12 protein-coding genes and 1 pseudogene are annotated in these 13694 nt (G+C 73.1%); 6 read left to right on the forward strand and 7 right to left on the reverse strand.

From position 1 onward, the window contains the following. The first annotated feature begins 76 nt into the window (after nt 1-76). From C8250_RS05295 to C8250_RS05315, 6 genes and pseudogenes are all read left to right on the forward strand, one after another. Nucleotides 77-1606: a leucyl aminopeptidase gene (locus C8250_RS05295; RefSeq protein WP_138359105.1), complete on the forward strand. Its 1530-nt coding sequence runs from the start codon at nt 77-79 to the stop codon at nt 1604-1606. A 326-nt stretch (nt 1607-1932) separates the two neighbouring features. Next, nucleotides 1933-2664 carry a GNAT family N-acetyltransferase gene (locus tag C8250_RS05300; protein ID WP_138359107.1) on the forward strand — a complete coding sequence of 244 codons (732 nt, stop codon included), beginning with the start codon at nt 1933-1935 and terminating at the stop codon, nt 2662-2664. 114 nt (nt 2665-2778) lie between these two features. Further along, nucleotides 2779-3699, forward strand: coding sequence for an NADP-dependent oxidoreductase (locus C8250_RS05305; RefSeq protein WP_138359109.1), 921 nt, complete (start codon nt 2779-2781; stop codon nt 3697-3699). A gap of 103 nt (nt 3700-3802) precedes the next feature. After that, a complete protein-coding gene (locus tag C8250_RS44440) occupies nt 3803-3931 on the forward strand; it encodes a hypothetical protein (protein ID WP_269288963.1) in 129 nt (42 codons plus the stop codon). A 64-nt stretch (nt 3932-3995) separates the two neighbouring features. After that, nucleotides 3996-4187, forward strand: a pseudogene (locus C8250_RS05310) (hypothetical protein); the annotation flags it as partial. 244 nt (nt 4188-4431) lie between these two features. Continuing rightward, nucleotides 4432-5706: an MFS transporter gene (locus tag C8250_RS05315; protein WP_187144739.1), complete on the forward strand. Its 1275-nt coding sequence runs from the start codon at nt 4432-4434 to the stop codon at nt 5704-5706. Nucleotides 5707-5761: 55 nt separating this feature from the next. On the opposite strand, the gene C8250_RS05320 is transcribed toward C8250_RS05315, so the two are convergent. From C8250_RS05320 to C8250_RS05350, 7 genes are all read right to left on the reverse strand, one after another. Next, the gene (locus C8250_RS05320; RefSeq protein ID WP_138353481.1) at nt 5762-6634 is read right to left on the reverse strand and encodes a helix-turn-helix transcriptional regulator; all 873 of its coding nucleotides are present in this window, start codon (nt 6632-6634) and stop codon (nt 5762-5764) included. A gap of 53 nt (nt 6635-6687) precedes the next feature. Continuing rightward, entirely contained in the window at nt 6688-7551 is an 864-nt protein-coding gene (locus C8250_RS05325; RefSeq protein ID WP_138353480.1) for a class I SAM-dependent methyltransferase, read from the reverse strand. Continuing rightward, the gene (locus tag C8250_RS05330; RefSeq protein WP_138353479.1) at nt 7548-9029 is read right to left on the reverse strand and encodes a 4-hydroxyphenylacetate 3-hydroxylase N-terminal domain-containing protein; all 1482 of its coding nucleotides are present in this window, start codon (nt 9027-9029) and stop codon (nt 7548-7550) included. The genes C8250_RS05325 and C8250_RS05330 overlap by 4 nt, the downstream gene beginning before the upstream one ends. Then, complete coding sequence (locus tag C8250_RS05335; protein WP_187144740.1) at nt 9026-9601, reverse strand: flavin reductase family protein; 576 nt, start codon at nt 9599-9601, stop codon at nt 9026-9028. The genes C8250_RS05330 and C8250_RS05335 overlap by 4 nt, the downstream gene beginning before the upstream one ends. Further along, on the reverse strand, nt 9598-11427 hold the full coding sequence (gene asnB, locus C8250_RS05340) for an asparagine synthase (glutamine-hydrolyzing) (protein WP_138353477.1): 1830 nt from the start codon (nt 11425-11427) through the stop codon (nt 9598-9600). The genes C8250_RS05335 and asnB overlap by 4 nt, the downstream gene beginning before the upstream one ends. Beyond that, the gene (locus tag C8250_RS05345; protein ID WP_138353476.1) at nt 11427-12278 is read right to left on the reverse strand and encodes a hypothetical protein; all 852 of its coding nucleotides are present in this window, start codon (nt 12276-12278) and stop codon (nt 11427-11429) included. Before C8250_RS05345 ends, asnB begins: the two co-directional genes overlap by 1 nt. 334 nt (nt 12279-12612) lie before the next feature. Then, on the reverse strand, nt 12613-13539 hold the full coding sequence (locus C8250_RS05350; protein ID WP_138353475.1) for a response regulator transcription factor: 927 nt from the start codon (nt 13537-13539) through the stop codon (nt 12613-12615). Nucleotides 13540-13694: the final 155 nt, after the last annotated feature.

Consider the following 13694-nt stretch of genomic DNA (forward strand, 5'->3'; position numbering starts at 1 on the left):
TGCGCACAGTGGCATCCGCGCATCAGGACTGCGCGACCACGCGGCCGAAACCGCAGGCGTGAAAGGCAGACCCGCCATGTCCTTGCGTGCGGACACCTCCGACCCGGTTCCCTCCTTCGACCACATGCCCGAGATCGACGTCGTGGCCGCGCAGGAGTCCGGGCCCGGGGCCGGCCCGGACGACATCTGGGGGATTCCGGTCGCGGAGGGCGGCGAACTGCCCGCCGACGTGGGACTGACCCCGGCGGCCGCAGCGGCGGCCGGTTTCACCGGGCGCGTCGGACAGACACTGGTGTGCGCGCACGCGCAGGGCACGCCCGTGGTGCTCTACGGCATCGGCGACCCGCAGGCCGCCGACCCCGCCTCGCTGCGTGACGCGGCAGCCGCGTTCGCCCTGGCCGCCGGGCGCTCCGCGCGGCTGACGCTGCTCACCCCGGTCGGCGCGGGCGTGGACAGCCTGGTCGCGGCGCAGGCGCTGGTCGAGGGCGCGCTGCTGGCCCGCTACACCTTCGAGCCGCTCAAGAGCGACACCGGGACCGTCCCCGTCATGAGCCTGACGCTCGTGGTGCCCGCGCATGACACCGATGCCGCCGACCGCGGGGCCCAGCGCGGCGGGCTCCTGGCGAAGGCGACCCTGCTGGCCAGGGATCTGGCCAACTCCCCGCCGAACCTGCTCACCGCCACCCGGCTGGCCGACTGCGCGACGCGCGTCGGCGCCCTGAGCGGTCTGGACGTCGAGGTCTTCGACCAGGACGCGCTGCGGGAGTTGGGCTGCGGCGGGCTGCTGGGGGTCAACGCGGGCAGCACGGAACCGGCCCGCATGATCAAGCTGACCTACCGGCCCCCGTCCGGCGGCCCCGAGGTGCCCCGGCTCGCGCTGGTCGGCAAGGGCATCACGTACGACTCGGGCGGCATCAGCCTCAAGCCCGCCGACGCGGTGCACGCCACGATGAAGAACGACATGTCCGGTGCGGGAGCGATCCTGGCGGCCATGTCGGTGCTGTCCGCACTGCACTGCCCCACCTTCGTGACCGGCTATCTGATGTGCACGGACAACATGCCCTCGGGGTCCGCGACCAAGCTCGGCGATGTGCTCACCCTGCGCGGCGGCACGACCGTCGAGGTGCTGAACACCGACGCCGAGGGGCGGCTGGTGATGGCCGACGCCCTGGTCCTGGCCACCGAGGAGCCCACCGACGCCATCGTCGACATCGCCACCCTCACCGGCGCGAGCCTGCGGGCGCTCGGCCCGCAGATCGCCGCGGTGTTCGGCAACGCGCAACCGCTGGTGGACCAGGTGCTGGAAGCGGCCCGGCGCACGGACGAGCCCGTCTGGCAGCTGCCCCTGGCCCGGCGCTACCGCGGCGAACTGGACTCGGACGTCGCCGACATCAAGAACATGGGCGGACCCAACGGCGGGGCGATCCACGCGGCCCTGTTCCTCGAGGAGTTCGTCGCGGGCCGCGCCTGGGCGCACATCGACATCGCCGGCACGGCCCAGAACGACACCGCCTCGTCCTGGCGTCCCCGCGGCTGCACCGGCTTCGGCGCACGACTGCTGACCGAACTCGCACTCGGCTTCACCCGGGAACCCGAGGACTCCTGAACCGCGTTGTCGGGGTAGCGCCGTCCGGCCGCGGGGGTCTCATTGACACGCTCTGTTCGGCGTGCCTAGCTTACGGCCGGAGCACCTCCGGCGGACGCGAGGCCCGCACGGGCAGAAGGACGATGGTGAGCGGTATGTACGCAGGTCCGGGGATGGCCGCGTGGCGACGCCACGGCCGGGCCTCGGCGTTCCTGCGACGGCACATCGATCTGCGGCGGGTCAGCAGCGCCCTCTGTCGGGGCTGAAGTCCGGGCCGAACACCGTCCCGCGAACCGCCCCGCAGCAGCAGAAACAGCACCGTGCCAGAACGGAGAGTCCCCACCACCATGCCCACAGGTCTCCATCCTCCGCACCACTCCGGGCAGGACGCGGCCGCGCCGCCGCACGTCCTGGACAACCCCGCGTGGGCCGCACTGACCGGCCCGCACCGCCACCTCGCCGAGATCATCGGGGCCGCCGCCCGCTATCAGCCCGACGTGTCGCCGTTCGTGGCGCTCGCCGACGCCGAGGATCCACGCGGCTGGAAGGACCTGGCCGAGCTGGTGGAGCCGGGCCTCACCATCGCCGTCACGGGAACCGCGGCCGTTCCAGAGGACTGGGAGACCGTCGACTCCGGGTACGGGGTGCAACTCGTCGACACCGCGCTGCGCGCCGAGGCGGAACCGGAAGCGGTGCGGTTGAGCCCCGCCGATGTTCCGGAGATGCTGGATCTCGTCGCGCTCACCAGGCCGGGCCCGTTCCTGCCCCGCACCATCGAGCTCGGTGCCTACTACGGGATCCGCCGGGACGGCAGGCTCGTCGCGATGGCCGGGGAGCGGATGCGGATCCCCGGCTGGACGGAGATCAGCGCCGTGTGCACCGACCCGGACCATCGCGGGTCCGGGCTGGCGACGCGGCTGATCCGCCATGCCGCAGCCGGTATCCGCGACCGGGGGGACACCCCGTTCCTGCATGCGGCGGAGTCCAACACCGGTGCCGTCCGGCTGTACGAATCGATCGGCTTCACCGTGCGCCGCAGAACGCTCTTCACCTTCGTCCGGGTCCCGGACACCGCGTGACGCCGCCCCGAGCGACCGCCGGGTCAGGGCCCCAGCGGCATCGTGTAGGTGGTTGTCCTGCCCGGCTCGTCTCCCGTTCCTCTCCAGCTCCTCGACCAGAAGTGTGAGATACCGATGCCCAAGGCCTATGTGTTCTCCCGGTTCGGCGGTCCCGAGACCGAGTCCTTCGCCGACGTGCCGCGGCCGGTGCCCGGCGCCGGCCAACTCCTGGTGGCGGTACGGGCGGCCGGGGTCAATCCCGTCGACTGGAAGCGCAGGACGGGATACGTCCAGGCCAACGCGCCGGCGGTGAAGCTGCCCGCGGTGCTGGGCGGTGAGGTGTCCGGTGTGGTGGAGCAGGTGGGCGACGGCGTCGACGGAGACGCGGTCGGGGACGCCGTGTTCGGCAATCCCCTCACCGGCGGGTATGCCGAGTACACGCTGCTGCCGGTGGCGAGCACCGCGCACAAGCCCGCCGGGGTCACCTGGGCCGACGCCGCGACACTGCCGGTCGCCGTGGCCACCGCGTACGACGGCGTGCAGCAGCTCGATCTGCCGGCCGGCTCGATGCTGGTGATCAACGGTGTCGGCGGCGGAGTGGGCAGCGCCGCCGCGCAGATCGCCACGCACCGGGGTCTGCGGGTGGTCGGCACCGCGAGCGCGGCGAAGAAGGAGTTCGTCGAGGCCCTCGGTGTCGTGCACGTCGAGTCGGGACCCGGTGTGGCGGACCGGGTGCGCGCGGCGGCGCCCGATGGTGTCGACGCGGTCTTCGACCTGGTCGGGGGCGATTCCCTGGAGGAGGTGGCCGCGCTGCTGGCGGACCCCGCGACGCTGATCAGCGGTCCTGACAAGGTGAACGTCGTCAAGCTCGGCGGGTCGACGGTAGCGAGGAAGCGGAACACCGAAGTGCTGGACGCCGTCGCGACGTTGGTCGCCGAAGGCGTCCTCGACCCGTTCGTGACCCGGACCTTTCCCTTCGAGCAGGCCGGCCAGGCGCTGCGCACCGTGGAGGAGGGCCACACCCGGGGCAAGGTCGTGATCGAGGTCTCGCGGTAGACCGGGGGCGGGGCGCCCGGCGGGCATTGCGCCGGGCAATAGCCGCGGGATGGCGTCGATATGAGGTGACGAGGCCACCGGCCGTTCGAACCGGAGAGAGGCGATGACGATGCGGACAGCACCCGGTCGTGTCGTCGTCGGCACTCTCGGCCCCCGCGGGCCCGTCGTCCATCTGTACGGACGCCAGAACATCGATCCGCAGCGGATCGCCGGCTCCCTCTGTTGTCACTGATCTGACTCCCTGCTGACGCTCACGCCCTCGGGGCGGTGCGTCCTCATCCGGTCGATCAGGAAGGCAACCGCCGCCCTGGGCGGCCGAGGCCTTCTCCGATCTGGAGACCGACGTACGCCAGTCCGTGGCGCGCATCAGGTCCAGCGCCTTCATCCCGCACACCGACCGGGTGCGCGGCTTCGTCTTCGACGTGGTCACCGGCAAGCTCGACAAGGTCGTCGCCCAGCGCGACACGGCCGCGGCACAGTCGGGTTGAGGGGTCACGGCCGACGGGTCGTGGCCCCTCATCGGCGTGCTGCCTATGTGCTGCGGTCACAGGATGATCGCCTGTCTGGCTGACCGTTGCGCGGCGGCACACGATGGTGGGGCCGGACGGCCCCCGACCCGCCGAGGCCGCACCCGCCGTCCCGCCCGTCCCTGCCCGCCGCGCCGCAGAGCGCCGCCGGGGCCCGGCGGGTTCACCTGGCTCCGGATCCCCGCTCGAAAAGGCTGTGATTCCCTTGAGCCGCACTTCCGGCGCACCCGCTGAGCCGGCCGCCGCGCCCGAGACCTACGACTGGCTGCGCTATGCCGGCGTGTTCGTGCTGCTGTTCCTGTTCGGGACCGAGACGTTCCTGGTCTCCCCGCTGCTTCCGACCATCGCGGGCGACATCGGCGTCAGCGAGGCGGCCGCCGCCTCCAGCGTCACCGCCTACGTACTCGTCTACGCCGTCTGCGCGCCGTTCCTCGGCCTGCTCAGCGACCGGATCGGGCGACGGCAGACGCTGCTCGCCGGCACCGCGCTGTTCATCGTGTCCAACGCCGCTGCCGCGCTCTCGACCGGGCTGGCCCCGCTCGTGCTCTCGCGGGCGGTCGCGGGGCTGGCCGCCGCGGCGGCGGGGCCCGCGATCTGGGCGCACATCGCCGAGACGGCCCCTGACCGCTTCCGCGGCCGGGCGCTCGGGCTGGGCATGGCGCTGTTCTCCTGCGGCCAGGTCGTCGGTGTTCCCCTGGGTAGTGCGCTGGCCGGGATCGCCGGATGGCGTTCGGCCTTCGTGGCGCTGGCGATCGGCACCGCGGCGGCGCTGCCGCTGCTCCTGCGCCAGGTCGCCGCGACCCCGCGCCCGGCAGCGGCGATCGGCGCGGTCAGGGCCGTACTGGCCGGCTGGACGGACCCGGCACTGCGCAAGGCCCTGCTGGTCAACACCGTTTTCCACGCGGCCAACCTCGGGGCGTACACCTTCCTCGGGGCCCTGCTGGTCCACCGGTTCGATCTGACGGTGGCCGAACTCGGCCTGGTCGGGATCCTGGTCGGCGTGGGCAGTGTGACCGGCTCGCTCGCCGCCGGACGCCTCGGTGACCGGGCGCGGGCAGCAGGCAGGTCCCATCTGCCGCTGCTCGGGCTGTGGGGCGTGCTGCTCGCCGTGGGGGTCGCCCTCTCCGCCGGCGGTCCCGGCCTGATCGCGGCGCTCGTCGGCGTGACGGTCTGGTTCGTGGCCAGCGGCGGCTTCGTGACCGATCAGCAGACCCTGGCGGGCACGGTCGCACCGGAGCTGCGCGCCACCTCCAGCGCATGGCTGACCTCGACGATGTACGCCGGAACGGGCGTGGGGGCCTGGGCCGTCGGAGCCTTCGGGGACGTCTCGACCGGCACGCTGGTCATCGGCGTGGGTCTCGCGCTGCTCAGCGCGCTGGGAGGTCTGGCGGTCAGTCACGGCCTGCGCACGCCGGCGGACACCGGTCAGGCCGCTGGTCAACGGTCCGACGGTGTCGAGGAGGCCGCCGAAAGCGTCTGACGTGGGCAGCGAAGTGGGGGAAGGGCCGCGGCCCTTCCCCCACTCCTTTTGCGTCTCAGCCGGCGTGTCGTTCGGGCAGTCCGGTGACCGCACGCAGCGGGCGTTCGGTCAGCGCCGTCATACGGGAGTGGTCCTCGGCGGTGCGCGGGGTGAAGAGCAGCACCAGTGCCGAGGGGTCGTCCACCGGGTGGAAGGACGACAGCGCCAGCTGGATCCGGCCGATGCCCGGGGGTTCGACGACGACGGTACGCGTGGTCAGCTCCGCCACCGAGTGGCAGCCCCACCAGTGGCGCAACTGTGGGGCGTCCTCGTCCAGGTGCCGGTAGACCTCCCCGGTACGGGGGTCGGACAGGGAGGTGCCGGCCTGGGCGCGGAAGTGTTGGAAGACGTTCATCGCCAGCGGCTCCCAGTCGTGCAGCACGGTGCGCAGCTGCCGGCCCGCGACCATCAGCCACATCAGGTTGCGGCGGTCGGCGGGCACCGCCTCCGGAGCTCCCCACAGCGCGCTCCACGCGGTGTTCCATCCGAGCAGGTCGAAGTGCCGGTCCAGCAGCACGGCCGGGCTGGTGGGCCAGGAGTCCAGCACCGGCTGCATGGTCGACGCGAGGTCCCCGGATCCGTTCCGGTCCAGCGGACCGGCCGGTTCGTGGTGACCGGCCAGCCGCATGGCGTGCCGCAGCCCCGCCGGATCCAGCCGCAGTGCGCGGGCGACCGCCTCCAGCACCTGCCGGGAGGCGGTCACCCGGCCCTGTTCCAGCCAGGTGTACCAGGCCAGTCCCACTCCGGACAGCGACGCGACCTCCTCGCGCCGCAACCCCGGTGTGCGGCGGCGGGAGTTGGCGGTCAGCCCCACGTCGGACGGCTGGAGCAGTTCGCGGTGGGCTCGCAGGAAGGCGCCGAGTTCCTGGCTGGGGAGGGGGGTGGACATCGGAGGTGACTCCTCGGCCGGCGGGGTCGGTGACGGTGCTTCCAGACTAGGCGTCAATCACGTGGCTGGAGTTTCCACAGTCGTACGGGCATGTTGCTGACCCAGCCGCGTTCACCCTGCCGTCGCCAGGCGGCGTCGCCGACCGCCCGGAAGAACTCCGCACGTTGCGTGGGCGGGACGAGACGGCTGTAGTAGTCGCCGAAGGTGGCGGCGTGGAAGTGGCTGTACTGGCCCGCGTCCTCGATGTGCACCACGGCGTCGCGGTCGAGGACCGACTCGACCCGGAAGTACCGCTCCAGGAGCCCGGCCAGGTCCTCGACCGTCCGGGTCCGGGTGGCGATGGGCAGCACCGCGCCGCCCGCCTCCCCCTCCCCCGCCGCGAACACCGCCGGCACGGCGTCCCGTTCGGCGCCGAGGGCCACCAGGGCGTCACGGACGAGGTCGTCCTCGCCGCCGAGGCCGTGCTCGTCCCGCGCCGGATGGTAGGTCGTCAGCAGGAAGTGCCCGCCGGGGGCGAGGTGGTCGCCGACCCAGGCCAGGATGCGGTCCTCGTCGGGGTACAGCCAGTGCAACACCGACGTCATGGTGACCACGTCCGGCCGGTACTCCAGCGGGGCGGGCACGGTCAGATCGGCCTGGTGCAGCGCGACCCGGTCACCGTACGGGCGCAGGTGTTCGGCCGCCTCGGCGATGCGGTGCTCGGACCGTTCCAGGCCGACCGCGAGCCGCAGTGACGGCTGGCGGTCGAGGGCGGAGCGCAGCAACTGGCCGATGCCGCTGCCGAGGTCGAGCAGCACCTCGGGCTCGCCCGGCACCTGGTCGAGCACCCAGTCACGGTCGTGGACCTGCCGGAGCCTGCTGGCGTCCGCGTAACCGGACAGCGTCCGGGCCTGGATCTCGACGGCTGACGCGGTCACGACTGGACCTCCGGGGAAGTGGTGGGTCCGGCGATGAGCCGCCGCAGGCGCTCGCGCACGCTGCTCTGGTCGTAGCGCCGGTACAGGTTGATGCGGTTGCGGGCCAGGTCTCCCCGGTGGACGAACTCGTAGAGGTCCTGGCGCTGGCCGAAGCCGTCACCGGTCAGTTCCCAGGCGAGCCGGAAGAGCCGGGACTTGTGTTCGGCGTCGATACCGCGCCCGCGCATGTAGCGGTCGAGGTGCGGCCGGAGCCGTGGGTTGGCCAGATCGTTCGCCGTCGGCTGCATCAGCAGCCCGGAGGCGCCGATGCCGCGCACGATGTCGACCGCCTTGCCCGCCACTTCGGCGGACCACACCCGGCTGGCCGCGGTGTCTCCGGGCGCCAGCAGGCCGCTGTCGGTGACCGTGGCACGGGCTTCGGCGGCGTCCAGGAAGTACTCGGTGAGTTCGGCGTAACCGGCCAGCGTTCCCAGGTCCTCCTGGATGTTCCGGAAGCCGTCCACACCGATGCTCTCGGCCACGAGGGTCGCGGTGGCCAGCAGGGTGCGCAGCCGCTCGCGGTAGCGGACGTGCCCGATATAGGCGCTCCAGGCGTTGATCCGGCCCAGGCCGGTCCTGGCCAGCTCGCTCTCGCGCAGCAGGAACACCCGGTCCCAGGGCACCAGGACGTCGTCGAAGAACAGCATGGCGTCCTGCTCGTCGAAGCGGGCGCCGAGCGGATGGGCGTGTCCCCACGGGCTGCTGCCGAGGGGTTCGCGGCACAGGGTCACCAGGCCGGGTGTGTTCAGCGGCAGGGCGAACCAGACGACGAACTGTTCACCGCGGCGCTGGGCGAACGACGCCGACAGGTAGACCAGCACCTCGTGCGCCAGCGGGGCCAGGGTGGTCAGCTGCTTGGCGCCGCGTACGACGATGCCCCGCTCGTTCTCCGACAGCACGCGCAGCGCGAGATCGGGATCGTCCACCGGGTCGGCGGACCGGTCGATCTGCGGATCGCCCAGCGCGTGCGAGAGCACCAGGTCGTTGCGGGAGGTGTGGTGGTACCAGGCCTCGGCGTTGGTGCCGAATCCGGTGCGCGCCTTCTCCAGCTGGTGGCGGAAGTCGTAGAGGCCGACCGCGATGGAGGCCATGAAGGCGGGCGAGCGACCGTGCTGGCCGAGGGATTCGGCGTGCCAGAACTCGGCACTGCGCCGCTGCACGCGCAGTTCCTCCACGGTGCGCGGCGGCTGGTAGGCGCGGGCCAGGCGCTGCCCGGTGGCCGGGTCCTGCCAGGTGAGCAGGTCCTGGTGGTCGGGATGGTGCTGGAGGTCGAGCAGCCGGCCTATCTCGTCGGCGGCGGGCTTGAACGCCGGATGGCCGGCCGGGTCGCTGATGCGCTTCCCGTCGAGATAGAGCTCACGGCCGTCGTCGAGCTCGGCCCGGTACCGGTCGGCGGTGAGCAGGCCCCGTCCGGTGTCGGTGGTGTCCAGCAGGGTCATGCGTGCACTCCAGTCGGGGTGATCGGTTGGCGGTCGAGGGAGCGGTACCGTCCGTCGTGGTAGAGCAGCGGCTCACCGTCACCGGTGTCCGCGGCGACGGCCTGCCCGACGAGGATCGCGTGGTCGCCGCCGGGCAGGACGCTGTGCAGCCGGCAGTCGAACCAGGCCAGGCAGTGCTCCAGGACGGGTGCGCCGGTGATCTCCGTCCGCATCGGCGCGGTGGTGAAGAAGCCGAGGGCGCGGCCGGCGCCCGGGGCGGCGAACCGCCGGGCGATGTGCTCCTGTTCCCGGCTCAGCGCGCTCACGGCGAACCGGCCGCTGCCGCGGACGGCGTCCACCAGCGGGCTGCGCCGGTCCACCGCGACGCTGACCAGCAGGGGTTCGAGGGACAGCGTGCACAGCGAGGAGACGGTCTTGGCGAAGACCTCCTCGCCCCATTGGGTGGTCAGGACGCCGACTCCGGTGGTCCAGTGCCGGGCCGCGGCGCGGAAGGAGTCCGCTCCGAGGGCCGGTTCGGTCCGCGGGCGGCCGGACGGGGCCTGCGCGCGGGCGGAGGGACTCGTGGGGCTCATCGCAGCCCCACGCGGTAGGCCCGCAGCCATTCGTCGACCTGGATCAGGTGGTCGAGGCCGCCGATCGGGTTGGGAGCCGTTCGAGGGCTGGGCAGCGGACGTCCTTCGGCGAGCGCGCGGCGCACCACGTCCCGGTCCACCAGGTCGAAGACCGGCGCCTGCGGATCGGCCAGCAGTTCGTGCGCGCGGGCGGTGAGCACCTCGCTGTAGCGGACCGCGGGGGTCGACGGGTAGCCGCTCTTCGGGCGGTCCGTCACCTGGGGTGGCAGCAGATCGCGGACGGCGTCGCGGAGCAGCCCCTTGGAGCGCCCGCCGGGGGACTTGAGGTGCCACGGCACGTTCCACAGGTACTCCACCAGCCGGTGGTCGCAGAACGGCACCCGCACCTCCAGGCCCACCGACATGCTCACCCGGTCCACCCGGTCCAGCAGCGGCGGGAGCCAGCGGGTCAGCGCGAGATGGAAGACCTCCCGCAGCCGCCGGTCCGGTCCGGTCTCGCCGTCCAGCCGCGGCACTTCGGCCAGCAACCGCCGGTCCGCCTCGGCGGTGTACTCGTCGGGGCGTACCTCGGCGCGGACCTCGGGGCGCAGCAGCGCGGCCGGGGTGGTGCGGCCGTGCAGCCAGGGGAAGGTGTCGGCGGCGAGCGCCCGCGCGTCGTGGAAGTAGGGGTAGCCGCCGAAGATCTCGTCGGCGGCCTCGCCGGAGAGCGCCACCGTGGAGTGCCGCCGCACCTCGCGGAACAGCAGGTGCAGCGAGGCGTCCATCTCCCCCCAGCCGGGCCGGTCCCGGGCGCGCAGGACGGCGTCGCGGGCGTCGAGCATGTCGTCGTCGGGGACCACGACGGAGGTGTGCCGGGTGCCGATGTGCTCGGCGGCGGCCTGGACGTACGGGGCGTCCAGGGTGGTGCGCCAGGCGTCCGGGGTGCGTTCCTCGCTGCCGGGGAAGTCCACCGAGAAGCTGGTGACCTTGCCCTGGCCGGCCCGTTCGCGGGCGCCAGCGGCCAGCGCGGTGATGGCGCTGGAGTCCACGCCTCCCGACAGCAGGGTGCACAGCGGGACGTCACTGAGCAGCTGGCGCTCGACGCTGTCGGCGAGGAGCGCGCGGACCGTCTCCCGGGTGGTCGCCGGGTCGTCGGTGTGCGGCTGTGACTCCAGCGCCCAGTAGGCCGACTGCCGGGTCGCGGACCTGCCGACCGTCACCACGGTGCCGGGGCGCACTTCGTGCAGACCGCGGAAGAGTCCGTGGCCCGCCGTCGGCGCGGCCGGGAGGGCGAAGAGTTCGGCGATGCCCTCGGCGTCCAGTTCGGCCCGGAAGAGCGGGTTGGCCAGGACGGCCTTGGGCTCGGAGCCGAACAGCACCCCGCTGCGGTGGGCGTGCCAGTACAGCGGCTTGATCCCCAGGTGGTCGCGGACCAGCAGCAGTTCCTCGCGGCGGGTGTCCCACAGCGCGTACGCGAAGATGCCGTTGAACCTGCGGGGTGCCTGGTCACCCCACTGCACGTGCGCCCGCAGCACGACCTCGGTGTCCGACGCGGTGCGGAACTCGTGCCCGAGGGCCCGCAGTTCGGCGCGCAGCTCGCGGTAGTTGTAGAGCTCGCCGTTGTAGCTGATGACGGCGCGCGGAAGGGGGAGGTCCCGCAGCGGCTGCACACCGCCGTCGAGATCGATCACCGAGAGCCTGCGGTGCCCGAGTGCGGCGTACTTGGAGAGCCAGACACCGTCGGCGTCCGGTCCCCGGCACGCCAGGGTCTCGGTCATGGCCCGCACGGTCCGCTCCCTGGTACGCAGGTCGGTCTCCCAGTCGACCCATCCCGTGATCCCGCACATCACGCCTCCCGCGCGTTGACGGGGAGGGTGACGTCGCCGGCCGGGGCGTCGGCCTCCCAGCGGCAGCCGTGCCCGGTGGGTCCGCTGCGCAGCCGGTGCGAGGGACGGTAGCCCTTGGCCCGGATGTTGGCGGACAGCGCCTCCGTGCAGTAGGTGCACGGCGAGGCCAGCGTGAGGCGCACTCCACTGCGGCGGGCCCGCTCGCGGTAGTCCCAGATCGCGCAGTGGGTGATGGTCAGCGCCGCGTGGTCGGGGCCTTCGGGTGCGTCGGAGTCGAACTCGTAGTCGGAACCATAGAGTTCGGCCTGCCGGGCGATGCGGTGGATCGGGTCGGCGGCGCCCCGTCCGTGGTCGGGCTCGACCGTGCGGTGCACCTCGGCGTTGGCACCGGCCCACCCGGCGAGCGACTCCTCGCCGTACCGGGTGACGAGGAATCGCTCCATCAGGGCCTGGCCGCGGAAGAACACCCGTTGCCAGGCTGCCGAGTCGGTGTCCCGCGCATCGGGCAGATCGGCGAAGAGTTCGGCCTGCAGCGCGAACCAGTCGGTCAGATGGAGATGGTCGCCGCGCGCCGCCAGGAACGAGGTGAGTCCGGCCTCGGCCTCGTGCAGGCGCTGGCGCCACAGGGCCGAGCGCTCGTCCTCGGGCATCGACCGGTACGCGGGGCGGTACGGGGCCGGGTAGGGGAGGTCGTACGGGCCGCCGGCCGCCGGGAGCGTGCTGCCGTCCGCGGAGCGCGACTCCCCCAGTACCGCGGTGCGCGGTCCGGGGACGGTCCCGGCGCCCGCGCCGCGTGGAGTGGGTTCCTGGGGTCCGGTCCGTGCGATGGCTGCCTCGGGCACATCGCTCATCAGGGTCTCCTTCTACAGGTTCTACGGGGACGGGTCGTGCGGGACCCGGGACCCCGGGCTGTGCGGCCGTCGCGGGTCGGGGGGTACGGACCCGGGATGCGGACCCGGGGTGCGGGTCGCGGCGGTCTCGGTCGTCGGCAACGCTACGGAGCGGCACCCCGTGGCCAGAAGCCCCGAACGGAGCGGGCCGGGGCGACCTACGGAGCCCACGGCTGCTCCTAAGGTCGCCCCGCTCCGGCCGGGCCCGGACATGCCGAAGGCGGGCACCCCGCACGGGTGCCCGCCTTCGGCAGTGGTACGGCCGCCGCTCCGGTACCGGAGCGGCGGCAGTCGATCAGCCGGCCAGGCCGTGCCGGTGCGCGTAGACCGCCGCACGCAGCCGGTCGGACTGGCCGATCTTGCGCATCGCCTGGGTCAGGTGCTTCTTGACAGTGGCCTCGGCCAGCGCGAGCTCGCGCCCGATCTCGGCATTGCCCAGGCCCCGGGCCAGCTGGGAGAGCACGTCGTGCTCCCGGTCCGTCAGTCCGCAGTGCTGCGGCGGTGACTCAGCGGCGTGCCCGGCCAGGCTGGCCAGGTGCACCCGGGCCGACGGCGGGGCGGGCAGGAAGACCGCGCCGCCCGCGGCGGCGGTCGCCACCGCGCTGATGATGCGGTCCTCCGGCAGGTCCAGCGGGAAGCAGCCGTTCGCCCCGGTCAGCAGCATCCGGCTGGCCTCCGCCGTGCTCTCCGCCCGGCGCAGCAGCAGCACCCGCGCGTCGGGCGCCCCGTCGGCGCCGCGCAGTTCGACCACGGCGGCGAGGTCGTCGGCGAGTGTCGCGCCGCCGCCCAGCAGGATGACGTCGGGCTGTACTCGTCGCACGCCCTCCACGGCGCGCAGCGGGTCACCGGTGCTGCTGCCCACCACGGTCATCCCCGGCACGCTGGCCAGGACGCTGCGCAGTCCGGCGCTGGCCACCGGGTGCCGCTCCACCAGGAACACCCGGGTGGTGTCGGAGGCCCGGTCCGCGGCCACGGTGCACAGCGGATGCCCGCAGGAGCAGGCCGGTTCGGCGGCGGGGCGGCGTACCGGACCGCCGCCGGCGGAGAACGCGTCGGGCTCGGCCAGCAGTTGGTGTCCGGCGATGAGGTCCAGCGGATTGTCGATCTCGATGTGCAGCGCGTCCGTCGTGGCCGGCCGGGCCGGGGCGGACGGGCCCCGCCGCCCGGACTGCCGCCGGTTGCGTCCGGAGCACGGGTCGGCGAGTTCGGTCAGCGTTCCCATCGGGAACCTCCGGACCGGCGTGGCGGGTTGACGGTACGGGCGGGCTGTCCGGCCCGGCCGGCTGGTCGACGGGTCAGGTCGCGGATGTCGTGCGGCATGGCGGTGCGGTCCCCTCGGAGGTGACGGAGCCGGTCCCTGGCGGGACGACGCGGCGA

It is taken from the genome of Streptomyces sp. So13.3 (assembly GCF_005860785.2).
Taxonomy (GTDB): domain Bacteria; phylum Actinomycetota; class Actinomycetes; order Streptomycetales; family Streptomycetaceae; genus Actinacidiphila; species Actinacidiphila fildesensis.